Annotated in this window: 24 protein-coding genes; 8 read left to right on the top strand and 16 right to left on the bottom strand. The window is 68.3% G+C overall.

The window, feature by feature from the left end:
- Positions 1-103 precede the first annotated feature (103 nt).
- Positions 104-2,095 (bottom strand): PhoX family protein, encoded by a 1,992-nt coding sequence (locus ACOCMH_RS04225; protein ID WP_427307925.1) that lies wholly within the window; start codon positions 2,093-2,095, stop codon positions 104-106.
- Between the two features lie 265 nt (positions 2,096-2,360).
- On the opposite strand from ACOCMH_RS04225, the gene ACOCMH_RS04220 reads away from it, so the two are divergent.
- Both ACOCMH_RS04220 and ACOCMH_RS04215 read left to right on the top strand, forming a co-directional pair.
- On the top strand, positions 2,361-2,978 hold the full coding sequence (locus ACOCMH_RS04220; protein ID WP_427308353.1) for an IMPACT family protein: 618 nt from the start codon (positions 2,361-2,363) through the stop codon (positions 2,976-2,978).
- Positions 2,971-3,279 carry a 2Fe-2S iron-sulfur cluster-binding protein gene (locus ACOCMH_RS04215; RefSeq protein ID WP_427307924.1) on the top strand — a complete coding sequence of 103 codons (309 nt, stop codon included), beginning with the start codon at positions 2,971-2,973 and terminating at the stop codon, positions 3,277-3,279. Before ACOCMH_RS04220 ends, ACOCMH_RS04215 begins: the two co-directional genes overlap by 8 nt.
- 6 nt (positions 3,280-3,285) lie before the next feature.
- Here ACOCMH_RS04215 and ACOCMH_RS04210 read toward each other — a convergent pair whose 3' ends face one another.
- The 3 genes from ACOCMH_RS04210 to ACOCMH_RS04200 all read right to left on the bottom strand — a co-directional run bounded on the left by ACOCMH_RS04210 (position 3,286) and on the right by ACOCMH_RS04200 (position 5,080).
- Positions 3,286-3,672, bottom strand: coding sequence for a type II toxin-antitoxin system VapC family toxin (locus tag ACOCMH_RS04210; protein ID WP_427307923.1), 387 nt, complete (start codon positions 3,670-3,672; stop codon positions 3,286-3,288).
- A complete protein-coding gene (locus ACOCMH_RS04205; RefSeq protein ID WP_116297039.1) occupies positions 3,669-3,914 on the bottom strand; it encodes a type II toxin-antitoxin system Phd/YefM family antitoxin in 246 nt (81 codons plus the stop codon). Before ACOCMH_RS04205 ends, ACOCMH_RS04210 begins: the two co-directional genes overlap by 4 nt.
- A gap of 68 nt (positions 3,915-3,982) precedes the next feature.
- Positions 3,983-5,080 carry an extracellular catalytic domain type 1 short-chain-length polyhydroxyalkanoate depolymerase gene (locus tag ACOCMH_RS04200; protein WP_427307922.1) on the bottom strand — a complete coding sequence of 366 codons (1,098 nt, stop codon included), beginning with the start codon at positions 5,078-5,080 and terminating at the stop codon, positions 3,983-3,985.
- Positions 5,081-5,211: 131 nt separating this feature from the next.
- On the opposite strand from ACOCMH_RS04200, the gene ACOCMH_RS04195 reads away from it, so the two are divergent.
- Entirely contained in the window at positions 5,212-5,412 is a 201-nt protein-coding gene (locus ACOCMH_RS04195; protein ID WP_427307921.1) for a DUF3606 domain-containing protein, read from the top strand.
- Positions 5,413-5,470: 58 nt separating this feature from the next.
- Here ACOCMH_RS04195 and ACOCMH_RS04190 read toward each other — a convergent pair whose 3' ends face one another.
- Entirely contained in the window at positions 5,471-7,984 is a 2,514-nt protein-coding gene (locus ACOCMH_RS04190; protein WP_427307920.1) for an esterase-like activity of phytase family protein, read from the bottom strand.
- Between the two features lie 287 nt (positions 7,985-8,271).
- Here ACOCMH_RS04190 and ACOCMH_RS04185 point away from each other — a divergent pair, with 287 nt between their 5' ends.
- Positions 8,272-9,021, top strand: coding sequence for a carbonic anhydrase (locus ACOCMH_RS04185; protein WP_427307919.1), 750 nt, complete (start codon positions 8,272-8,274; stop codon positions 9,019-9,021).
- A gap of 76 nt (positions 9,022-9,097) precedes the next feature.
- On the opposite strand, the gene ACOCMH_RS04180 is transcribed toward ACOCMH_RS04185, so the two are convergent.
- Genes ACOCMH_RS04180 through ACOCMH_RS04170 form a run of 3 tightly spaced genes read right to left on the bottom strand, consistent with a single transcriptional unit; the run spans position 9,098 to position 11,394 of the window.
- Complete coding sequence (locus ACOCMH_RS04180) at positions 9,098-9,853, bottom strand: sulfite exporter TauE/SafE family protein (protein WP_427307918.1); 756 nt, start codon at positions 9,851-9,853, stop codon at positions 9,098-9,100.
- Positions 9,854-9,863: 10 nt separating this feature from the next.
- A complete protein-coding gene (locus ACOCMH_RS04175; RefSeq protein ID WP_427307917.1) occupies positions 9,864-10,220 on the bottom strand; it encodes an antibiotic biosynthesis monooxygenase family protein in 357 nt (118 codons plus the stop codon).
- A gap of 16 nt (positions 10,221-10,236) precedes the next feature.
- Positions 10,237-11,394, bottom strand: coding sequence for a cytochrome P450 (locus ACOCMH_RS04170; protein WP_427308351.1), 1,158 nt, complete (start codon positions 11,392-11,394; stop codon positions 10,237-10,239).
- Positions 11,395-11,635: 241 nt separating this feature from the next.
- On the opposite strand from ACOCMH_RS04170, the gene ACOCMH_RS04165 reads away from it, so the two are divergent.
- A complete protein-coding gene (locus tag ACOCMH_RS04165; protein ID WP_427307916.1) occupies positions 11,636-12,031 on the top strand; it encodes a hypothetical protein in 396 nt (131 codons plus the stop codon).
- Positions 12,032-12,046: 15 nt separating this feature from the next.
- On the opposite strand, the gene ACOCMH_RS04160 is transcribed toward ACOCMH_RS04165, so the two are convergent.
- The 4 genes from ACOCMH_RS04160 to czcI all read right to left on the bottom strand — a co-directional run bounded on the left by ACOCMH_RS04160 (position 12,047) and on the right by czcI (position 18,290).
- A complete protein-coding gene (locus ACOCMH_RS04160; protein WP_427307915.1) occupies positions 12,047-15,211 on the bottom strand; it encodes a CusA/CzcA family heavy metal efflux RND transporter in 3,165 nt (1,054 codons plus the stop codon).
- Between the two features lie 13 nt (positions 15,212-15,224).
- A complete protein-coding gene (locus tag ACOCMH_RS04155; protein ID WP_427307914.1) occupies positions 15,225-16,511 on the bottom strand; it encodes an efflux RND transporter periplasmic adaptor subunit in 1,287 nt (428 codons plus the stop codon).
- Positions 16,512-16,527: 16 nt separating this feature from the next.
- Positions 16,528-17,799, bottom strand: coding sequence for a TolC family protein (locus tag ACOCMH_RS04150; RefSeq protein WP_427307913.1), 1,272 nt, complete (start codon positions 17,797-17,799; stop codon positions 16,528-16,530).
- A gap of 116 nt (positions 17,800-17,915) precedes the next feature.
- Positions 17,916-18,290 (bottom strand): cation efflux protein, CzcI family, encoded by a 375-nt coding sequence (gene czcI, locus ACOCMH_RS04145; RefSeq protein WP_427307912.1) that lies wholly within the window; start codon positions 18,288-18,290, stop codon positions 17,916-17,918.
- Positions 18,291-18,570: 280 nt separating this feature from the next.
- Here czcI and ACOCMH_RS04140 point away from each other — a divergent pair, with 280 nt between their 5' ends.
- On the top strand, positions 18,571-18,915 hold the full coding sequence (locus tag ACOCMH_RS04140; protein WP_427307911.1) for a hypothetical protein: 345 nt from the start codon (positions 18,571-18,573) through the stop codon (positions 18,913-18,915).
- Positions 18,916-18,967: 52 nt separating this feature from the next.
- Here the strand turns inward: ACOCMH_RS04140 and ACOCMH_RS04135 are convergent, their stop codons facing one another.
- The 4 genes from ACOCMH_RS04135 to ACOCMH_RS04120 all read right to left on the bottom strand — a co-directional run bounded on the left by ACOCMH_RS04135 (position 18,968) and on the right by ACOCMH_RS04120 (position 22,236).
- Positions 18,968-19,183 (bottom strand): zf-HC2 domain-containing protein, encoded by a 216-nt coding sequence (locus tag ACOCMH_RS04135; RefSeq protein WP_427307910.1) that lies wholly within the window; start codon positions 19,181-19,183, stop codon positions 18,968-18,970.
- A gap of 30 nt (positions 19,184-19,213) precedes the next feature.
- Entirely contained in the window at positions 19,214-19,807 is a 594-nt protein-coding gene (locus ACOCMH_RS04130; RefSeq protein WP_427307909.1) for a sigma-70 family RNA polymerase sigma factor, read from the bottom strand.
- 77 nt (positions 19,808-19,884) lie between these two features.
- Positions 19,885-21,507, bottom strand: coding sequence for an AAA family ATPase (locus ACOCMH_RS04125; protein WP_427307908.1), 1,623 nt, complete (start codon positions 21,505-21,507; stop codon positions 19,885-19,887).
- 51 nt (positions 21,508-21,558) lie between these two features.
- Entirely contained in the window at positions 21,559-22,236 is a 678-nt protein-coding gene (locus tag ACOCMH_RS04120; RefSeq protein WP_427307907.1) for an alpha/beta hydrolase, read from the bottom strand.
- A 272-nt stretch (positions 22,237-22,508) separates the two neighbouring features.
- On the opposite strand from ACOCMH_RS04120, the gene ACOCMH_RS04115 reads away from it, so the two are divergent.
- Positions 22,509-22,847 (top strand): twin-arginine translocation signal domain-containing protein, encoded by a 339-nt coding sequence (locus ACOCMH_RS04115; RefSeq protein WP_427307906.1) that lies wholly within the window; start codon positions 22,509-22,511, stop codon positions 22,845-22,847.
- A 59-nt stretch (positions 22,848-22,906) separates the two neighbouring features.
- The gene (locus ACOCMH_RS04110; RefSeq protein ID WP_427307905.1) at positions 22,907-23,074 is read left to right on the top strand and encodes a hypothetical protein; all 168 of its coding nucleotides are present in this window, start codon (positions 22,907-22,909) and stop codon (positions 23,072-23,074) included.
- The last annotated feature ends 78 nt before the right edge of the window (positions 23,075-23,152 follow it).

Below are 23,152 nucleotides of genomic sequence, written 5' to 3'. Positions count from 1 at the left end.
GCGCTGCGTGTTAACGGACCGGGAGGCGGATGGCAGCTGAGCGCGTGCCAATGCAAACGGCGGGCCGAAGCCCGCCGTCCTTATTGCCGCACGCTGCCGCGCGTCAGGCCTTGGCCAGCCTGACGCCGGTCGGGTCGCCGGTCAGGTAGCCGACGGCGGCACCGAAGCGATCCTTGTAGTTGGCGCGCACCAGCGGATCGAGCTGCGCCTTCACCTTGTCGTGCAGCGGCGATTCCCAGTCGCCAACGTGCTGGAAGTTGCTCATCACGTAGGTCCAGCCGTTGATCTCGTCCACCGCATGCAGGCCGGTCGATTCGGCGCCGGCCGGGCACGACAGCACGCGGCTGAGCACCTTGGTGTCGACGTTGTACGCCCACAGGAAGTTGTTGACGTGGGTGTTGCTGTCTTCGCCGACGAACAGCGTGCGCAGCTTCTCCGAGAACTTCAGGTTGTCCGGCGTGGCCACCTTGTCGGGGTTGGCAAAGTTGCCGAGCGCGTCCTGCTGCTTCATCTTGCCGCCGCCGAGGTCTTCGCTGACCAGCGCGGGCACCGCGGCCATGTCGACCGGCACCCATTCGCTGTTGATCGCCGCGCCGGTCTTGTCGGCCTGGCCGCCCTTCAGGTTGAGTTCATAGACCGCGCCGGAGTACGGGCCTTCGACCTGGATATCGCCGGCATTGGCGGCATTGCCCGCCAGCATGCTCGACTCGATCCGGGACATCGCCGAATAGGCCTTCTTGTCCTTGATGTTGACAGTGGTGCCTTCCATCTTGGTAAAGCCCAGGCTGCCGCCGACCAGCGCGGCGTAGCGGTGGGTTTCCAGGAACGCCGCGGCCTTTTCCATGCCCGGCATCAGCTTCACCCAGTTCTGCTTGCCGTTGTAGAGGATGCGGGTGTAGCTGGCGTCGGCCGGGTCGGCGGTCTTGACATCCATGATGTCGGCCAGCCGGATGCCACCGTCGACCAGCGCGCGGATCTCGGCGCTGGTGGCGTGGCCGAGCCGGATCCACGACAGCGTGGCGCTGCCCGGGCCTGCGCCTGAGGTCTGGTGCCACTTGGCCACGTACAGCGTGCCGGCGGACAGGTCGCGCGCCTGGTCGGCGACAAACAGGAACAGGCCGCCGTTGGTGGCATCGTCGCCCATCAGCACGGTGCGCTCGTCGGGCATCACCTGCACCAGCTCGTGCGAGATGCGGCCCAGGCAGTAGTGCTTCTTGATGGTGCCGGTGCCGTCCGGGTTGACCGTGACTTCGGGCAGGTGACCGTAATGGTAGGCGTTGGCGCGGGCGGGGTCGCCATACAGGTTCTGGCTGTAGCCCTGCAGTTGCTTGACCGCGTTGGCATCCATCAGGTCGGTCTCGTACTCCTCGCTCGACAGATGGGTGTTCCACGGCGACAGGCTGGCGCCGCAGGTGATCCACAGGCCGTTGACGCCCGAGGTGTCGACATTGTGGTACTTGACCAGGGTCAGCTTGCCGGTGGCCGGGTCCTGGTCCAGCGTCAGCACCGCGATCGGCGACGGCAGCAGCCCGTACATGCTGACGTTGTTCTGGTTGCGCGTGGTGTATTCGAACTGCACCACCGCGAACACCGTGTTGCCCTTGACCCCCGGCACGGTCGGGTTGGCCAGCGTCAGCAGGGAGCTGCCGTCGGGCGCGTCGGAGAAGAACTGGCGTTCCTTGCCGGCCACCGAGGTATCGATGATCGGCTGGTTGTTGATGTCGTAGTAGCCGCCCGCCAGGATGGTGCCGCCCTTGCCGTCGGGCACGGTGTCCCCGGTGATGAAGAACGGCTGGTAGGCCAGCTTGTAGGTCTGGGTGCTGCCGTCGCTGAACGACAGCTTGAGGCTCGAGCCTACCGTGGTGGTCGCCATCGCCTCCGGCGTGGCCAGCGTCGGCGCGCTCATCGGGACGAACTCGGCGGTGGTGAACGTGGCCGCCGGGGCCGGCGCCGGCGCGGGTGCCGGCACGACGGCGTCATCGCCACCGCCGCAGCCTGCCAGCAGGCTGGTGGAGGCCAGGCCCAGCGGCAGCATCGGCGCGCCGGCCAGCAGCTTCAGGGCCTTGCGGCGGCCAACATTGGGTTGTTCAGGCATGTTTTCGATCCGGGGAAAGGAAAGGGATGGTTCACTGCATGTTTGCGCCAGTCCCTCACGCGGAACCGGGCACCTGTTGGCACAGGCGGGCGGCGGGCGTCATTGCGCACGTCCGGGCCGGATCGTAGGCCCGCTTTGTGACAGGAAGTTGACGATGCAACACAACGGCCGCAGCCCCAAGGCCCCCCCGACCGGCTGCGGTACACTTCTGCCTGCTTTCCGCGGCCTGGCCGGCGCGGATTCCCTGCCCCTTGCGCCGCTGCACTTGCCCACCTACACGCTAGCCACCCCCGTCCACGCCGAGATCGAGATCCGCAAGAGCCGCTTCCTGGCGCTGGCGACGCCGGTTGCCGACCGCGATGCCGCCATGGCCGCGCTGCAGGCGCTGCGGGCCGAGCACCCCACCGCGACCCACGTCTGCTGGGCGCTGCTGGCCGGCGGCGCTTCGGGCATGTCCGACGACGGCGAGCCCTCCGGCACCGCCGGGCGGCCAATCCTGGAAGTGCTGCGCCACCATGATCTCGACGGCGTGCTGGCGGCAGTCGTGCGCTATTACGGTGGCGTCAAGCTGGGGGCAGGCGGGTTAGTACGGGCTTACACCGACGCGATTGCGGCCGCCTTGAAAGCGGCCGAGCGCGTGGAACGCATTGCCTACGGGACGCTGACGGTGGCCGTCGACTACGCCGACGAGCCACGTGTGCGCCGCTGGCTCGACTACGACGCGCCGCCGGGCTGCACGCTGGCCGAGACCGGCTACGGCGCGCTCGCCACGCTGGTGCTGCGCATGCCCGCGACACAGCTCGACACCGCGCGCGACGCGTTGCGGGACGCCACCCACGGACGCGCCCGGTTTCCGCAGGTGGAGGATGACAGCCATGACTGACTTGGACGCTTCAGTCGAAAGCGCCGAATTCACCGCACAGGTGCTGCCGGGCTGTACCCCCTTCACGGCGCCGGCGGCGCTGAGCCTGCTGGAGGCCGCATTGCTCGAAGGCGTGGCGCTGCCTAATTCGTGCCGCAACGGCACCTGCCGCGCCTGTGCCAGCCGGCTGCACGCCGGGACGATCCGCTACCTGATTGAATGGCCGGGGCTGAGTCCGGACGAGAAGGACGAGGGGCTGATATTGCCCTGCGTGGCTTGTCCGACGAGTGATGTGGTGTTTGAGCCTGTGAGGCTTTGCTAGCTGCGATCAGACTAGTCGAATGGGCCCCGGGTATTGGGCAACGAGCGGGTCCGAGGTCAGCAGCGTCACGCCCTCCACGGTCGCCTGGGCAACGAGAAGCCGATCAAATGGATCCTTGTGAATCGGGGGGAGACAATCGATCGCTACTGCATGATCGCTGCGGATGGGCAGTTCAATGTAGCCGTTATCCAGCAAGCCTCTGCGCAGGACCCGGGCATTGACCTGGAAGTCTGCGCGCCCAAGCCCCTGCTTGATCGCGACCTCGCACAGGCTGGCCGGGCTGAAAAAAAGCATCGTGTCATCTCTGCTCACTAGCGACTGCGCGTCCAGCGGGAGACGCGAAGGCGTCAATGCCATCCACAGCAATAGGTGGGTATCGAGCAGCAGCTTCATGACTCGCCGCCGAACATGGCTTCAATTTCCCGCTCGCCCATGCGATCGAAATCATCGGGCACCTGCCCCTGGCCAGCCATGAATCCCAACCGCTTGATTTGGCCTTCCGCGGGCGCATTCAGCGGCACGACCTTGACAAGGGGCTTGCCAGCCTTGGCAATCACAAAAGGCTCGCCGTTGGCCGCCTGATCGACCAGCCGTGAAAGATGGGTCTTGGCCTCATGGATGTTAATGGTTTGCACGATTCACCCCGATAAACTAAGTCTACTTAGTTTAGGCCACCCATGGTCCCGCGGCAATCGCCGTTCCTCTAAGCTCCCGCCGCCAGAAAAAACCGCAACGCCAGCTTCAGCCCGTCCGGCCCCGCCGAATCGGAGAAGGCATGCCCGCCGGCCCCGCCGCTCCACGCGTGGCCCAGTCCTTCGATCCGCACCAGCCGCAGATAGGGCGACCGGCCTTCGGTCCAGTCGAACACATCGATGGCGCGGCGCATGCCGCGCTGGATACGCCGGGCCGGCACGCCGGTCAGCGCAAGCCCGCCTTCGGGCTGCAGGTGCATCCACATGCCGGCCGTGGCGGTGGCGTTGCTGAAGTCGACCACGTGGTCGGCATCGCCATGCAGCAGCAGCAAGGGCGGCGGGCGCCGCCCCGCCAGCCCGATCCGCAGCGCCTGCATGGCCTTGGCATCGGGCCCGCGCTGCCCGCGCATGGCGCGCGTCGCCTGCGCGGCGTTGGTGGCGCTCCATGGCACCGCGCCGGAGTGCGAGCCCACCGCGGCGAAGCGTGACGGATAGCGCAGCCCCAGCATCAGCGCCATTGCGCCGCCGGCGGACAGGCCCAGTACGCTGATGCGGTCCGCCGCCACCGGATGGCGCCGGCAGGCCTGGTCGACCAGCGCCATCAGCAGCCCGGCTTCCATGGTGCCCTGCGCGGCGGGCCGGAACCAGTTCCAGCAACGCTGCGCATTGGCCTGCGACGACTGCTCGGGCAGCAGCACCACCCAGCCCGATTCGCGCGCCACGGCGGCAGCGCGCGTGACCGCGGCAAAGCTGGCGGCGTCCTGGCCGCAGCCGTGCAGCAGCACCAGCATCGGCGCGCGCCGTGACGCGGTGGCGCCGGCCGGCACGAAGATGCGGTAGCGGCGCGGCGCCAGCGGCGCCCCCCAGGCGCCCTCCTTCCAGCGTCCGCTGCCACGGCTTTGCGGTGCCTCCACCGGCGAGACCACGCCGGACAACGCCCGCTGCGTCGCGGCCGTGACTGCAGCGGATTGCTTCACCGCGTTGCGCACGATGGCCTCGGTCATCGGCTTGGTCAGGTTCTTGTTGACGGCGCGCTGCATCTGGCGCGCATTGCGGGCGGCGGCCTTGTTCAGCGTGGACCAGAGTTTTGCGCCGGGCGAGCGGGGCATGCGGCATCCTGTCGGCTGGGTAACCGCTACATCATATGCCCTGGCGCAGCACGCCTTGCATGCGACGCGTTTCGGATGACTGCCTACAATGCAAGGGCCGTGTCGCAACGAGACACGAACCGGAGGCAAGCATGAGCGATGTGACAAGCGATTTCAGGCCCCTGGATCCGGGCCGCATCAACCTGACGGATCCGCTCGAAGTGCAGTACTGGTGCAGGGAGCTCGGCTGCAGCACCAGCGCTCTGGAAAGCGCCGTCGATAAGGCGGGCGATCATATCTCCGCGGTGCGCGCCCAACTGGAACGGGCACACGCCGGCGCGCGGTCCGGCTGACATCCCCGCCTGGGCGGGGACGCCCGCGCACCTTCCTCTTTTTTGCCCCGGGGTTCCCTTAACCCCCTACCTTGAGCGCTTTCGGCAGCCGGATCTGGATGAACTCGCTGTCATCCGGCATCTTGCTGCCGACGTGCCGCCCCACGCTGAACGGGAAGTTGTTGTCGTCGATCACCAGCAGCGTGGTCGCATCCAGCACCAGCACGTCTTCAATGGTATTGAATGGCATGCCGAACGGATCCCCCACGGCCACGTCGCCGGCGGCGCCACCGGCGCTGATGCCGGCCGGGTCGCGCAGCGCCATCAGGTTGGCCAGTTCGGCCTTGGCGACGTAGTCGCCCGGCTGGCCCAGCGTCACCTGGAACAGCTTCTTGAAGCCGTTCTGGTCGCCCTGCGAGCCGTCGCGCTCGATGACGATGCCCTCGGTGCCGTTGAACAGGATGAAGTCGCCGATATTGGTGCCCTTGTCGTCGAGCCGGTACTTGTACTGCACGCCGGTGTACTTGCGGCTGGCGATATCGAACTCGGAGATCAGCAGCGTCTTGCCGTCGTGGCCGGCCAGCGGCAGTTCCAGCAGCGGATAGAGCTTCTTGCCGTCCGGGCTGATCGCCATGCCCTCGAAGCCGCCCGAGCGCTTCGCGCGCATGGGATGCGACATCGCGGTGGCGCGGTATGGCCAGTACAGGCCGGCCATCCACGGCGTGTTGGCGCCGGCTTCGTCCTGCATGTTGGTGCCGTCGTCGCTGTTGGCCGCGTCGCCATAGATCGGGAAGTCGCCGAACAGGTACACCGTGCGGATCGCCGGGAACTTCTCCTGTACGCGCAGCAGCGTGCGGAAGTCAAAGCTCTGGATATCGGCGCGCTGCGTCATGCCGGCGGCACTGATCACGCCTGCCAGGGTATCGGCCATCTGCTCCGCGCCGACGGTGCGGTCCTTGTAGACGTTGCCCTTGACGTCCTTGTCGCTGCGCGGGTTGATCTTGGTTTCGATATTGAAGCGCACGGCCTGCGCGTTCTTCACGCGTTGCGCCGCCTGCGCATGGCCCTTGCCGGCGCCAGTGCTGTAGTAGGCGACGTAGGCGCTGACCAGGTCGAATACATCCTGCACGCGCGGCACCACGTACGGGCTGGCGTAGCCCTTCGCGGCCGCGACCGCCGCCGACACCGGCGACAGCGCCGCATCGTTGCGCTGGCTCGGGCCGCGGAACAGCTTGTCGCAGATATAGGTGGACTGGATCTGCGCCGCGGTCAGGTTGCGGATCAGCACTTCGTCGGCGCTGCCGTAGGGCGCGCCATCGGCGCGGCGGCACTTGACCGATTCGATATAGGGATCATGCTTGAGCACCGCGACGCCGTCGGCGGTGATGCCGGCATCGGTCTCCAGCGTGGTCATCAGGTGGTCCAGCGCCGCTTCCATCGCCGGCAGCGTGTTCTCCGGGCGCAGGTCGCGCGCGCCACGGTGGCCCTGCGCGTCGAACTTCGCCGCATCGATCAGGCCGTCGGCGCTCAGGTAGTCGCCGGCCTTGCCGTCGCCGTTGGCATCGTAGGCGGCCACGGCGGCATAGAGCAGGTCGGGCCGGTCCGAGATGATGCCGTTGACGCCCGCCTTCAGCAATTCGGTCATCTTCGCGCTGTCGTTGACGGTCCAGGTGACCACGCTGTAGCCCGCGGCCTTGACCGAGGCCACGTCAAGCGTGTCGGACACCGCCGGCGTCAGCCCCGGCTGCGGGTTGCTGCCGCGTGCATAGTGCGCGTCGGGGCTCGACCTGACGCCGTTGACGTCGTACTTGAGCTGCACGTAGTACGGCGCGAATACCGGCGCGCGGGTGCCACCGTGCGCAAACGCATGCGCGCGCACGGCGTTCATGATGCGCACCGGCGTGGCCTCTTCGTTGAACGGATTCTGCGGCGAGCGGATCTCCTTGCCGGCGTTCTCGAAATCCGGCAGCGGGATCGGCGCTTCCAGCAGCACGCCGTTGGCATCGGTATGCAGCAGGAACGGGCCGAACTCATCGCCAAACCACAGCGTGCCGTCGCTGCCGCGCTGCATGCTTTCGATATCGAAGTCGGCGCCGGTCAGCACGCGCTCGGTGGTGAACTGGTTCGCGATCGCGAACTTCACATGCTGGTCCGGATCCTTCAGTTCGATAAAGCTGCGCACCGCCACGCTGCCCGCGCCGCCGGCCGCGGTCTTGAACGCGGGCGCTACGGTGTAGACGCGCAGGTGGAAGTCAGCCGAATTCTCCAGCGAGCCGTAGCCGTTGTCGGCCATCACCATGAAGCTGCCATCCGGGTTGCGCAGCACCGCCGAGAAGCCCTGCACCGGCTGCGAAGCGAACGGCGCGACCTGGCCGTTGAGATCGCCGGTGACATAGCGCCCCGACTGCGGACCGCTGGCAAAGGTGGCAGCGGGCAGGACCGCGCGGCCCACCAGCGTGGGTGCGGTGACCGCGGGCGTGACCGCGGCGTTGTCGTTGTCGTCGCCGCCGCATGCTGCCAGCAGTGATGCCGCCACCGCGGCGCTGGCCAATGCCGCGCGGGACCGGCGCGAAGAAAAGACGCTCAGGCGCATTGCAGGGTTCCTGGAGTTGGGCAATGCGCCATGGTGGTGGGCCGATATGTCGGCTTGATGTCGCTCGCGTGACGGCATGAGCGCCATGCATCAATGCTTGGCCCGCATGCAGCCCGTACTTGCGATAAGCGCAGTGCAGACCGGAATTCAGCAATGCCTTATTCGCCCGCCCGCAGTTTTGCTGCATGATTTCTGGCCCGGGCCCGCGCCCGGTATTCAAGACTGGGACAGCTCGATAACACCACGTCGGAAAACAAGGGGTTACCAACACGAGGACGCATCGACACATGAACACCAAGCTGTCGCTTTTCACGGTTTGCGCCGCCTTGCTTGCACCTGCCGCATGGGCCGGCAACGACGCGCACTGGAGCTACACCGGCCCCACCGGCACCAGCCACTGGGCCGAGCTGGACCAGGCCTACCAGACCTGCGCGCTGGGCAAGCACCAGTCGCCCATCGACATCCGCACCGGCAAGGCCCGCCCCGCGGACCTGAAGCCGATCGGCTTCGGTTACGCCGCGGCGTCCGGCACGGTCGTCAACAACGGCCATACCGTGCAGGTCAACCTGCCCGCGGCCGGACAGATTGAACTGGACGGCGTGCCCTACAAGCTGCTGCAGTTCCACTTCCACACGCCGAGCGAAGAGAAGATCAACGGCAAGACCTATCCGCTGGTGGCGCACCTGGTGCACCAGAATGCCGAGGGCAAGCTGGCGGTGGTGGCGGTGCTGTTCAAGTCGGGCCGCGAGAACGCCGCGCTCAAACCCGTCTTTGCCAGCCTGCCGGACAGCGCCGGCGCATCGCGCGAACTCGCCGCGCCGCTGGACGTGGCGGCCATGCTGCCGGCGCAGCAGGCCTACTGGGCCTTCACCGGTTCGCTGACCACGCCGCCGTGCAGCGAAGACGTGCGCTGGCAGGTGCTCAAGACGCCCGTGGAAGTCTCGCCGGCGCAGCTGGCGGCGTTCCGCCGGCTCTATCCGATGAACGCGCGACCGGTGCAGCCGCTGAATGGCCGCACGGTGCAGGCAAGCCGCTAGATATTTCCACGACCGGGAAACTTCCAACATCGCTTGGGTACTCCCTCTCCCGCTTGCGGGAGCGGGGAGCACATCTTCATGACACCCCACGCATCGCCAGCTCCCCGCCCAACACCAGCAGCCCGCAGAAAAACAGCTTGCGAAACCGCTCGGCGCTGATCCGGTGGCGCAGCCATTGGCCCAGGAACATGCCGCCGAGCGCAGGCACCAGCGCCAGCGCCGACGCGCCCAGCACCGGCATGTGCAACAGCGACCCGCCCAGCGCCAGGCTGACCGCCAGCGCGATGGTCGACACCGTGAACGACAGGCCCAGCGCCTGCACCAGGCTTTCCTTCTCCAGCCCCAGCCCCTGCAGGTAGGGCACGGCCGGAATCACGAACACGCCTGTCACCGCGGTGATGCCGCCAGTCACCAGCCCCACCAGCGGCCCCAGCCAGCGTTCCGCCCCGGCCGGCACCGTCAGCTTCACTGCCGCCAGCCCCACCACCGCGTACAGCACCAGCGCCACGCCGAGCGCGGCAGTCGCGTGCGTCATCATGCCGGCCGGCACCAGGGCCGCGCATAGCCAGGTGCCGGCGCAGATTGCCGCCAGCATCGGCCACAGCCGCCGTACCAGCAGGCCGAAGCGCGGGCCGCTGAACAGCTGCACCACGTTGGTTACCATCGACGGCGCCACCAGCAGCGCCGCCGCCTGCGCGGGCGGCATCACCAGCCCGAGCAGGCCCACCGCGACCGTGGGCAGGCCCAGTCCCACCACGCCCTTGACGAAGCCGGCCAGCAGGAAGGTCAGGCCGATAAAGGCGGCCTGGGTGGCGATCGATTCCATCGTCATCGCCACCCCTTCAGCCGGCGTGGCGGTCGTGCACCGCGCGACTGTCCGCCGGCGCCTCATCGCGCGCATCGAGCCCGTAGTCGCGCAGCACCTGCGCCACGCGCAGCCGGTAGCCGGCAAACACGCCGCCGCGCCCCGCTGCCTGCGCCTGGCGATGCGCCAGCGTATTGCGCCAGGCGATCACCGCGGCTTCGTCGCGGAAGAACGACAGCGACAACAGCTTGTTGGGGTTGGTCAGGCTCTGGAAGCGCTCCACCGAGATAAAGCCATCGATGGCCTCGAGCTGCGGGCGCAGGTGCGCGGCGATGTCGAGGTAGTTTTCCTGCCGGCCCGGTGCGGGCTCGACCTCGAAGATGACGGCGATCATTGGTGTCTCCGTAGTATCAAAGGAAATGGGGAATGCGCGCGTTCAGCGACGGACGATAGCGGAATGCGCGCGCCAGCGCAGCCGGATCGGCGCCCCGCGCACGCAGCGCCGCCACCGTGGCGGCGGCCAGCGCCTGCGCGAGCTTGTCGCCGGGACACGCATGGCGGCCATGGCCGAAGGTCCACGCCCGCGCATCGTCCGCGGGGCTGCTGCACGAGGCCGCGGCCAGCAGCACCAGCACCGTGTCCCCGGCCTTGACGGCGTGGCCGCACAACTCGCTATCCACGGCGAGGAAGCGGCGCGTGTTCTGCACCGGCGGATCGTCCTGCGCGACCCGTGCCACCACGTGCTCCAGCGCATCGCTCGGGGATCCGCCGCGTCCCAGCCGCAGCAGTGTATTGCCCGCCAGCGCGGCGGTCGCTTCGCAAGCCTGCACCAGCAGGCCGATGATGTTGGCGGCCACCGCTTGCGGGTCGATGCCCGCGCGTTGGGCGGCATCCCGCAGGCCCTGCAGCGGCCCCCCGGCGGGCGGCAGGCCGGCGAGCCACTGGCCCAGCCATTGCGCCGCCTCGGCACCCGCCGACACCGCCTGCGCATCGGCCAATGGCGATTGCGCCGCGGCGAATGCCACGACATGGTGGGCGACTTGCACAGCGTTGCCGCGCCCGCTCGCGGCATCCGCTACAGGCAGGCCAAGCCGATCCGCCAGCGTCACCACCGGCAGCGTGAACAGCCAGCGGTTGACGCGGTCGCCGGACATCGCGGTGCGCAGCGCATCGTCCGGCTCCACCAGCCGCGCGAGCACGCCGGCCCGCTGCGCTGCCGCGGCCGGATCGATGGCCGCCAGCATCGGCACCAGCAAGGCCTTCAGCGGTGCGTGCCCGGCGCCGTCGTTCATGCGCACCAGCCGGCCGAACAGCGCGCCCGCGGCGGTGCCGGCCAGGGGCGGCGGCACTGGCTGCGCCGGCGGCCGAACGCGGCAGTCGGGATGCGCCAGCACGGCGGCGACTTCAACCGGTCCGGCCGCCACCCACAGGCCCAGCCGCGCATCGCGGAAGAACGGCCGGCTGGCGGCCAGTTCCCGGTAATAGGGGTACGGGTCGGGATGGGTGACGGCGCTCAGCGGGTCAATCCCGGCGGTCTCAGCCCTCTCTGCAATGCGGCTCTGGTTCATGGTGGCGCGAAAGGTGGGTGCCGCGGTGGCGGCGATCTGCGCGCCGCGGTGTCCGGCGCACATGCGCATCATGCCGCCCGGCGGCCGGGCAAAGCTTCATGGCGGCGTGAACTGTCGAATGCGGGCCCGCAAATGGATGTATGCTTCAGGCACGGCGTGCCGCGCCCCCGGGGCGGCAACGCTGGCACCATGGCTTCCCCACGTTGTCAGACCACGCCGGACCAAGTACGGCGGTGGCGACATGAAGCGTGTTCACGCACTGGTTGTGGCTGGCACCCTGTTGTCGGCATGCGTGTCGACGGGCGTCGACGTGAAGCCCGAGCAACTGTCGAACTTCCTGCCCGGCTTCTCCACCCTTGACCAAGTCACCGCGCAGCTGGGACCGCCGTCGTCGCGGGCCACGCTGCACGACGGGTCCACCATTCTGGTCTATTCGTTTGCGACGTCGCAGCCCCATCCGGAGAGCTTCATTCCGTTCATCGGGCCGCTGTTCTCCGGCGGCGCGATCCGGTCTTCGACGGTGCTGTTCGAGTTCGACCAGAACAGCGTCCTCAGGAGCCAGCGCCGGACCACGTCGAGCGGCGTCTCCGGGTGGAGCGTGCTGACACCCGGCGCGCTGCCCGGTACGCCCCGATAAGGTCAGCGATCGGTTTCAAGCCAGCTCCCCTGCGCCCCGCACCGCCGCCGTCACCGGCTCGTCGTTGCGGTGCGCGAGCCGGTACAGCACCGGCAACACCAGCAACGTCAGCGCCGTCGACGACAGGATGCCGCCGATCACCACCGTCGCCAGTGGCCGCTGCACCTCGGCACCGGTGCCGGTGGCCAGCGCCATCGGCACGAACCCGAGCGAGGCCACCAGCGCCGTCATCAGCACCGGGCGCAGGCGCGTCAGCGCGCCCTCGCGAATGGCGTGGTCCAGGCCGTGGCCGGCCTCGCGCAGCGAGCGGATGAACGACAGCATCACCAGCCCGTTGAGCACCGCGACCCCGCACAACGCGATAAACCCCACCGCCGCCGAGATCGACAACGGGATGCCGCGCAGCCACAGCGCCAGGATGCCGCCGGTCAGCGCGAACGGAATGCCGGTGAAAACCAGCAACCCGTCTTTCACATTGCCGAACATGGCGAACAGCAGCACAAACACCAGCCCCAGCGCCAGCGGCACCACCACGCGCAGCCGCGCGGTGGCGGACTGCAATTGCTCGAAGGTGCCGCCCCAGCTGGTCCAGTAGCCGGCCGGGACCGGCACGCGCGCGCGGATCGCGGCCTCGGCCTCGGGCACGAAGCTGCCGATATCACGCCCGCGCACATTGGCGCTGACCACGATGCGGCGCTTGCCGTTTTCGCGCGAGACCTGGTTGGGGCCCGGCGCGATCTCCACGCTGGCGACTTCGCTCAGCGGGATATAGCTGGTGCGCGCGCCGGCGTCCCTGGGAAGTGCCACCGGCAGACGCCGCAGCGTGTCCACGTCGGCGCGCACGGCCTCAGGCAGGCGCACCACGATATCGAAGCGCCGGTCGCCGCTGAAGAAGGTGCCGGAGACCTTGCCGCCAATGCCGATCGCCACCGCGTCCTGGATCTCGCGCAGGTTCAGCCCGTAGCGCGCGGCCTGGTTGCGGTCGATCTGCACCGTCAGCATCGGCAAGCCGGTGGTCTGCTCGACCTTGACCTCGGCCGCGCCCCGGATGCCCTGCAGCACCGCGGCGATCTGTCTGGCGGTCTGCTCCAGCACCGCATTGTCGTCGCCGAACACCTTGACCGCCACGTCGGAGCGCACGCCCGAGATCAGCTCGTTGAAGCGCAGCTGGATCGGCTGCGAGAACTCATAGTTGTTGCCCGGCAGCTTGCCCACTTCGGCGCGGATCGCGGCGATCAGCGCATCGCGCGTGCGGCGCGGCTCGGGCCATTGCGCCTCGGGCCTGAGCATGATGTAGCCGTCGGAGATATTCGGCGGCATCGGGTCCGAGGCTATCTCCGCGGTGCCGGTGCGGGCAAAGACGCGCTCGATCTCCGGGAACCTGGCCTTGAGCGCGGTTTCCACCTGCTGCTGCATCGCCACGGATTGCGTCAGGCTGGTGCCGGGAATGCGCAGCGCCTGCAGCGCGAGGTCGCCTTCGTTGAGGCTGGGCACGAATTCACTGCCCAGGCGCGTGGCCATCGCCAGGCATAACACCACGGCCACGCCGGCACCGGCCAGCACCACCGGCGTGGCGGCCAGCGCCCGCTCCAGCAGCATTGCGTAGCGGCGGCGCGCCCACGCCATCAGCCGGTTCTCGCGCTCGGCCACGCGGTTGCCGATAAACAGCGCCACCGCCGCGGGCACGAAGGTCACCGACAGGACCATCGCCCCCAGCAGCGCCAGCACCACGGTAAAGGCCATCGGATGGAACATCTTGCCTTCGACGCCGGTGAGCGCAAAGATCGGCAGGTACACCACCATGATGATCAGCTGCCCGTACAGCAGCGGCCGGCGCGCCTCGCGCGCCGCGGCAAAGACCTCGTGCAGGCGTTCGTCGCGCGTGAGCGCGCGTCCCTGGCTGGCCTGCGCGTGGGCCAGCCGGCGCACGCAGTTTTCGACGATCACCACCGCGCCGTCGACGATGATGCCGAAGTCCAGCGCGCCCAGGCTCATCAGGTTGGCGCTGATGCGGTAGTGCACCATGCCCGTGAAGGTGAACAGCATCGACAGCGGGATCACCAGCGCGGTGATCAGCGCCGCGCGCAGGTTGCCCAGGAACAGGAACAGGATGGCGATCACCAGCACCGCCCCTTCCAGCAGGTTTTTCTTGACCGTGGCGATGGCCTTGTCGACCAGCGTGGTGCGGTCGTACACGGTGACGGCCTTCACCCCCGCCGGCAGCGTGCGGTTGATCTCGGCCATCTTGCGGTCCACCGCCTGCGACACCGTGCGGCTGTTCTCGCCGATCAGCATGAACACGGTGCCCAGCACCACCTCGCGGCCGTTCTCGGTGGCCGCGCCGGTGCGCAACTCGCCGCCGGTCTGCACCGTGGCCACGTCGCGCACGCGGATCGGCTGGCCCTGCGCGGTGCCGACGATCACGTCGCCGATGTCGTCGAGCGAGCGCACCTGGCCCGGCACGCGCACCAGGTACTGCTCGCCGCGGCGCTCGATATAGCCCGCGCCGACGTTGTCGTTGTTCTTCTCCAGCGCGCCCACCACATCGGCCAGCGACAGCCCGTGCGACGCCATGCGAGCCAGGTCCGGCGCCACCACATAGGCGCGCGCATGACCGCCGATGGCGTTGACCTCGGTCACGCCCGGCACATTGCGCAGCTGCGGCCGGATCACCCAGTCCTGGATTTCGCGCAGGTCCGACAGCGTGTAGGGCGTGCCATCGGTCTTGCGCGCGCCGGGGTCGGCCTCGACGGTCCACAGGTAGATCTCGCCGAGCCCGGTCGAGATCGGCCCCATCGCGGGCGCGATGCCGGCGGGCAGCTGGTCGCGCGCCTGCTGGATGCGCTGGTTGACCAGCTGGCGCGCAAAGTGGATATCGGTGCCGTCGCGGAAGATCACCGTCACCTGCGACAGCCCGTAGCGCGACAGCGAGCGGGTCTGCTCCAGCCCGGGCAGGCCCGCCATCACGGTCTCGACCGGGTACGTGATGCGCTGCTCGGTCTCCAGCGGCGAATAGCCCGGCGCGGCGGTGTTGATCTGCACCTGCACGTTGGTGATGTCGGGCACCGCGTCGATCGGCAGCCGGGTGTAGCTGTACAGGCCCAGCGCGGCCATGCCCAGCACCGCCAGCAGCACCAGCCAGCGTTGTGCAATGGCAAAGCGGATCAGGCGTTCGAACATGCGCGCCTCCCGCTCAGTGCTCGTGCCCGGCGCTGGCTTTGCCCAGCTCGGACTTGAGGATGAAGCTGTTGGTCGCGGCGTAGCGCGCGCCGGCCTGCAGGCCGTGGCTCACCTCCACCAGCTTGCCGTCGCTGCGGCCGGTCCTGACCGGCTGCACGGCAAACCCATCGGGCACCGCCACGAACACCACGCTCTGGCCGTCGACCTGCTGCACCGCCTCGGCCGCCACCGTCACCGGCACCTGCTCCGGCGCGCCCAGCACGCTGACCGTGACGAACAACCCGGGGCGCCACGCCGTGCCCGGATTGGCCAGCGTCACGCGCGCCTTGGCGGTGCGGGTCTGCTCGCCCAGCAAGGCGCCGACGTAGGACACCTTGCCCTCCGCCTGCGTCGCGGAAGCGCTGGACCGCACCGTGACCGCCTCGCCCACCCGCACCCGGTCCAGGTCGCGCGCGGACACCACGAACTCGGCCCATACCGAACTCAGGTCCGAGACGGTGAAGACGCTGGCGTCTTCCTTGACCGCCTCGCCCAGCGCCAGGTGCTTCTCGACCACGATGCCGTCGAACGGCGCGCGCAGCGCGAACTGGTTCAGCGCCCCGCCACCGCCCGCGCCGCGCTCGGCGGCGCCGATCGCGGTCAGCTTCTGGCGCGCGTTCTGCACCGCGATCTGCGCCTCTTCCAGCGCCGTGCGCGCCTGCTGGTAGTCCTGTTCGGCGGAGATCTTCTCCTGCCACAGCGTTTTCTCGCGCGCGTAGGTGGCGCGCGCCAGCGCCTCGCGCTTCTGCGCCGCCAGCAGTTCGCTGCGCTGCTCGGCCACCGTGGTGCTGGCCATCAGCGCCAGCACTTCACCCTTGCGCACCGGCTGGCCCAGGTTGGCCGGCACCGCCTGCGCCACGCCGGCCACGCGCGGCACCACGTGCGCGGTGCGGTCGTCGTTGAAACGGATTTCGCCGGGAAAGTCGACGCTGCTGCGCAGCGCCGCCGCCGCGGCGGTGGCCATGCCGATGCCGGCCTGCCCGATCTGCGCGGGCGTCAGCGCAATCACGTGCGGCTTGCCTGCGGCTGCCGGCTGCGCCGCCGGAACGCTGGCGCCGGCGCGCCCGGCCGCCGTGGCGTGCCGTGCCGCGGTGTCGCCTTCCTTGCCGTGATCATGCCCGTCGCCAGGTTCGGCATGCCCATGGCCGGCTTCCTCCGTAGCGCTGCCGCCCTTGCCGGTGAACAGGATCGCCGCGCTGCCCAGCAGCCCCGCGACCAGAATGGCCGCCACCGCGGCCCGTTGTTGCTTGGTCATTGCCATGTCTGCGGCTTCCGTATCAGTGTCCGAGGATGCGGTCGATGCTGGCCGCGGCGTCATAGGTGCGGGCCAGCACGTCCAGGTAGCGGATGCGCGCCTGGAACAGCGTGCGCTGGGCGTCCAGCACGTCGAGGAAATTGAACTTGCCGGCCTCGAACCCGCGCGCGGCGGCGGCGTAGGCCTGCTCGGCCGCCGGCAGCACCGAGGCCTGCAGCGTCTGCGCCGCGGCGCGGGACACCGACAGCTGCGTCGAAGCCTGCTGCAGTTCGCCCTGCAGGCGCACCCGCGTGGCGGCGTGCGCATCCTGGGCACGGTCGGCCCGGCGCAGCGCCGCGTACAGGTTGCCCTGGTTACGGTCGAACAGCGGCAGCGGAATCGCCACGCCAAGCACCGCCATGTTGCGGTTGGCCTCGTTGTCGCGCTTGGCGCCCAGGCTCACGGTCACGTCGGGATACTGGCGGCTGCGCTGCACCGCCACTTCGGCACGGCTGCGCTGCGCTGACAGGCGGCTTGCCGCCAGCAGCGGCGAGTCTTCCAGCGCGGCCTGCAAGGCGGCCGGCGCGGGCCGCGACGGCAGCGCATCGAGATCGCCCTGCGCCTGCGCAAAGCCCGGCACGGTATCGCCCCACAGCGCGGCCAGCGCCTGGCGCGCGGTCTGCAGCGCGCCGGTGGCCTCGGCCAGCTCCAGCTCGGCGTTGGCCTGCTCCACCCTGGCGCGCGTGGCTTCCAGCGGCGCCACCTTGCCGGCGGCCACGCGCCGGCCCGCGGCGGCGGCGGCCTGGCTGGCGATGCCGACCGAACCCTCGGCCAGCCTGACGCGCTCCTGCGCCACCAGCACGCCGAAAAAGCGGGCGATCACCGCGGCGCGCAGCTCGGCACGGGTGCCGCCCAGTTCAGCCTGCGCCAGCTCGCGCCCGCGCTCGGCCAGGCCGATGCGCGCGGCGCGCTTGCCGCCAAGTTCGAGCGGCAGGTTGACCTGGCCGGTGGTCGAACGCGAAGCCTTGCGCGTGTCTTCCATCGACACCGCCAGTTCCGGGTTGGGCCGCACGCGCGCCTGGATCAGGTCGCCTTCGGTGGCGTCCAGCTCCTTGCCCGCCGCCGACAGCGTAAAGCTGCCGGCTTCGGCCAGCGCCAGCGCGGTTTCCAGGGTCAGTGTCTCCGCCGGCTGCGGTGCGCCGGCCGGCGCGGGCGCCGGTGGCGGCGCCACGGCGGCGGGCGGCGTCTGCGCGACGCCGGGGAAAGGGCTGGATAACGCGGCCGCCAGCCCGAGCGGCAGCAAAAGTCTTCGCATCGAATTGCACCAGAAAATAACCGGGAGAATTCGGCGAGACGCCTGGCGTCATGCGGTCATGACGCCAGCAGGCGATCGGCAAGGATCAGGAAAGCGGGGAAGCGTCGTCTCGCCGGCTAAGCGAGACGTGGCCACTGCGGGCGGTCGGGCGCCCGTGCGCTGTGCGAGGAGAAGCGGGGTTGCGGCACCGGCGGCGCCAGTTCCACGCGGCGCAGCGCAGGCACGTCCTGCGCATCGGCCCGCGCGAATGGCAGCGAGGCGATATGGCAGACGCCGCAGTCGGTGTCGGCCAGGTTGAGTTTCGCCTTGTCCGGTGCAGGCTCGGCGGGCTGGTCCTGCTTGCCGCCAGCGGCCTGGTGGCGGTGCTCATGGTGGCCGAAATGGGCCTTGGCCGAAGCCGCGACCTCATGCCCGCAATACGCGGCAGCTCCCGCCCAGGCGAACTGGAGCGGCAGGACGAGCGCAAGGAGGACGAGCAGGAGCCGTTGCATGAATCGTGAGGTCTGCGCTGCAGGCATGACAAGCGGGAGCGCCGGCAGCGAGTCGCAAGTTTAACCGAGGCGCGACCGGCATTCCGGCAACGGGGTCATTACATTTGCGTCATGGCCTGGTCGGCGCGGCGGGCGGATTCCTTTATTCAGTATTTTTGAATAACTGATCCGACAAAGCCACCGCTTGCGTCGGACGGTGACTCCTATAGTTCCGTACATGAACGGCACGCGCACAAAGCAACGCCTTCTGACAAATTCAACAAACTGACGGAGAACCACCATGACCAAGACCGCCCGCTTCGCTTCCGCCGTGCTCCTGTCGCTGGCCGCCCTCGGCGCCGCACAAGCCGCCACCGCTGCCGATCAACTGCCCGGCGACAAGTATGGCTACAGCTTCCGCAGCACCGTGCCCGGGGACAAGTATGGTTATGACTTCCGCAGCCACGACGCCTTTACCGATGGTGCCCGTACCGGCAAGGCCGCCCCCTTCACCGAGGGTGCCCGCACCGTGGCCGGCCTGGATCGCAGCGGCGTGTCGGCCACGCCCGCGCGCAGCTTCGACACCTTTACCGAAGGCAGCCGCGCCGGCAAGTTCGACCCTTACGGCGAAGGCGCCCGCGCCTGAGCGGCCCCGCATCACGTATCAGCAAGAAGGCCAGCGCAAGCGCTGGCTTTCGTCATTCTTCGCGCCCCAGCCTGTGCATGGCTTCGCGCAGCGTGCGCATCTGCGCGCTGAAGCGGGTGCAGGCATCGCAGATCGCCAGGTGCGAGCGCACACGCAGCCGCTCCGTCCATGACAGCGGCAGGTCCAGGCTCTTCATGGTGAGATGGTGGACCTCCTCGCAGTCCGGCAGCAGCCGGCGCGGGGAGCGGGAGGGTGGAGTTTCCGGCATGTCAGTCCATGGCCTTGCGTGTAGTGGGGCTCAACCCGCCTTGCCGGGCCGGCCGCGCTGGCCGAACCAGTGCAGTTCCAGGCATTCGCGCAGGCGCATGCGGGCACGGTAGAGCATCGCCCAGGCATTGGTCGCGCTGATCTGCAAATGCTGACAGATTTCTTCGGTGTCCAGCTCCAGCCATTCCCGCATCATGAAGATGCGGCCCGTGCGCGGCGGCAGGCGGTCCACGCATAGCTGCAGGATCTCGAAGAACTCGCGGCGCTCGAACGCGCGCTCCGGGTCGCCCCAGTCGGACGGCGGATCCTGGTAGTGGCCGTTGCGCGTGAACAGCGCGTCGAAGGCATCGTCGTCGGATTGCGGCTGGCCATCGCCGTCGCTGGCCAGCGCCAGCCTGACTTCGCGCTTGCCGCTGCGCAGCGCGTCGATGATCTTGTGCTTCAGGATACCGACCAGGTACGTGCGCAGCGCCGACTGGCCGGCAAAGCGCTCCGGATGCTCGAGTGCCGCGAGCACGGTTTCCGAGACGGCATCCTCGGCCACCGCCTCGTCGCGCAACTGCAGGCGCGCGAAGCGCAACAGGTAGGGACGTAGCCCATTAAGTTCGGCGGGGTCGAGGCGCATCGGAGATGTTGGGGGGCGGTTGCCTGGACGGATGCGCCATCATACCCGCGCCCTCCCCTTGCCGGCATGCCGGGCCGTCAGCCGATCCCCCGAAACTGCCCGCACAGGCGGAACACGTCCATCGACAGCGGCATCGCCTTGGCCTTGCCATAGCGCGTCGCCAGCTTCAGCAGCTCCTTGATGTCGCGCCCGCTCGCTGCGGGGTAGGCGTCGGTCAGCGCATCGATCAGGCCATCGTCCAGTTCCGCGCCGAACTGCGCCGCCTGCAGCCGCCACAGCCGCACGGCATCTTCCCGGCACGGCGTCGTGTAGTGGATGGTGGCGATGCAGCGCGACAGGATGGCATCGTCGACGTCGCCGATGCGGTTGGTGGTCATGAACAGCAGGCCGGTGAAGTACTCCAGCGTGCGCAGGAACTCCGCGACGATGGCGTTGTGCTCGAGGTCGTTGTCGCGGCGGCGGATATAGACGTCGGCCTCATCGAGCAGCAGGATCGCGTTCCAGCGCATGGCGCGGCGCAGGATGGTCATCAGCGTGGCGCCCACCGAAGCCGCGGTGGTGCCCAGCTGCCCGGAGTGCACGCGGTACAGCGGCTTGCCGACCACCTCGGCATAGACCTCGGCGGTCAGCGTCTTGCCAAGGCCGGGCGCGCCCTGGCACAGGATGGTGGTGCCGCCGGACTTGCCCGGCACGAAGTCCGGCGCCAGCATGTCCATGTGCGAGGTCAGGATGTCGATCAGGTCGCGGTGGTGCGCGGGCAGCACCAGCTTCTCGCGCAGCGCGGGCAGGTAGCGGTACTCGGCCAGATGCTGCACGTGGACCCAGATATTGCGGTGCCACTCCAGGTGGTACAGGTGCACGTAGCCATGCAGCGGCACGCGCTCGAAGCCTTCCATGATGCCCGCGTCGCGCCAGAACGACGGGTCGCAGGTCATCTCGAAACGGCGCTCCAGCCGCTCTTCGTCGTTGACGCAGCGCGCACCGGCGGCGTCGGCAATGGGAATCAGCTCCGCCACACCCTTGGCATCGAGCGAGAACGCCGCGCGCGTCGCCATGAACTGCGCGCCGAAGCCGCGCTGGTAGCGAACGAAGCGCTGCGCGTGCTGTTCATATTCCTGGCGGAATTCCGCGCATTCCTTGTAGAAGCCGAATTCGGCCAGCAGCTCCGGGATGGTGCGGTTGGCAATATCGTCGCGGGTGATCACCATCGAAGTGGTCATGCCCGAGCGGCGCAGGTGGTGGTCGGTCAGCGCCGAGTTGGCCGACTGCATGGTGTTGGCGAGCAGGTCCACCACCACGTAGGACAGGCCCTGCTCCGGTGCGACATAACGCATGCGGCGCACCAGCCAGGGCAGCAGCACGCCGTCGCGGTTGCGCTGGTACAGCCAGCCGTCGATGGCATCGCGCGACAGGTAGGCCACCAGCCCCGCCACCAGCTGCTCGAGCCCCGGGATCTCGCGCGCCTGCGGCGCGTTGTAGATGTTGTCGAGCGCCAGCATCTGGAACATCAGCGCGCGCTCGTTCTGGGTCTTGCTCAACGTGTAGAGCGAAGTCAGCGCCTGCGCATCGAACAGCTGGCTCGACACCAGCATGTTGCCGTGGCACACGCCATGCTGCTGCAGCTGCCGTGCCAGCGGCGACCCGGTTTCGATCATCGCCAGCAGGGGATGGATCAGCGCCTCCGGAATCTCGAAGTCCATGTACCGCACTCCCGTTCAATGGCGTGGCCGCGCCGGCCAGCGGCCAGGGTTCTACTGCAGGAAGAAATCGATCGCGCGCTCGACCACCGGCGCATGGATGACATGCGGCCCGTCGAACTCGACGTATTGCACGTCATAGCCAGCGGCCCTGAGCTTGGCCGCATGCGCGCGCCCGCTGGTGGCGATGGGCAGCTGCTCGTCGGCCAGCCCGTGCGCGACAAATACCTTGGGGACGCCGGTCTGCATGAACACTGACATGAAGCCGCCGGAGAATGCCATCACATGGCTGGCGATATCGCCGTTGGTGAGGCCCAGAGACAGCGCATAGCTGGCGCCATCCGAGAAGCCGGCGAAGGCGAGCCGCTGCGGATCGATCCGGTAGCGGCGGGTCACCGCGGTCAGCGCGCGGTGCAGCCGTTCCAGGTCCGGCCCATTGCCGCCGATGACGATGTCCCACGTGGGATAAAGCGAATGCGGGGCCAGCACCAGGAACTTGTGCCGCTGCGCATGCGCTTCGAGATGCGGCAAGACTTTTTCAGGGAAGCCGCCGGCGCCGTGGAACATGACCATCAGGGGCACCGGCGCGTTGGCATCGATGCCTGCGGGAACGAACAGCACGGCAGGGCGCCCCTCTGCCAACGCAATGGGATGATGTCCCGGCGACAACGGCGCATCAACAGGATGCACCAACGTAAAGGCCAGCCGACCGAGCAGCGATGGATCGAGCATGATAGGATTCCGGACTCTGATATTCTGTATATTACATACGAAATGGAGTTTCGGCCACAAGGCTCCTGCGCGGCAGGGCCGTCCTTTATATTCGGCGCCCGGCCCGGACTGCGTGTTTAGTACGCTGTCCAACGTTTCGCACCTTCGCGGTCAAAAGCCGGCTTGTTGAACCGGGAGTGATTATTGCTAGGCTTCATTGGCATGCGTGGGCCATGCGTATGTCGTCATCCATTTGTCCCACCGGGCGCCGCGCTTTCGCTGGGGAAATCGAGATGACAAACGACAGCAATCCCGAATCGGCGCTGACTCGCCGCGATTTCCTCCGTGTTGCCGGTCTGGGCGCCGCCGCGCTGAGCCTCGGCAGCGGCCACAGCGCCGAGGCAGCGGCAACACGTACAGAGGGCGACGCGCCATCCATGGCAAGCCGCGCGGCAGGCCCCTACAACATTCTTCTCATCGTGGTCGATCAGGAACGCCTTTTTCGCGCGGGAGAATTGCCGGCTGGCTATAGCCTGCCTGCGCATGAACGCCTGATGCAGCGTGGCACGACCTTCCTGAACCCTTCGCCCGCTACTTCTCGCCCAAGCAGCATAACCGCCCCGGGACGTTAGAGGCGCTGAACCAGTTCAATGACCTGGAACTGTTTGACCTGCAGACCGATCCGTACGAGATGCACAATCTGGCGGGCGAAACCCGACACCGTGAACTTGTCGTCGCGATGAACGACAAGTTGAACCGGTTGATCGATGCGGAGGTCGGTGAAGACCGTGGGCAAATGCTTCCCGGCGGCATCGATGCAGGCTGGGAAGTGACGCCGGAAACCATGGCAGGCGCGTGATGGTGGATGAGCGGACCTGCATGTCGCATCGTCGCCTATCCGCAGGTTCGGCCAGTTTGCGTCAGTCCACAGAAGATC

This window comes from Cupriavidus sp. H39, from assembly GCF_050271075.1.
Lineage (GTDB): Bacteria > Pseudomonadota > Gammaproteobacteria > Burkholderiales > Burkholderiaceae > Cupriavidus > Cupriavidus necator_B.
Note: the sequence above shows the minus strand (reverse complement) of the source record. Positions and strands in the feature narration are given on the sequence as shown.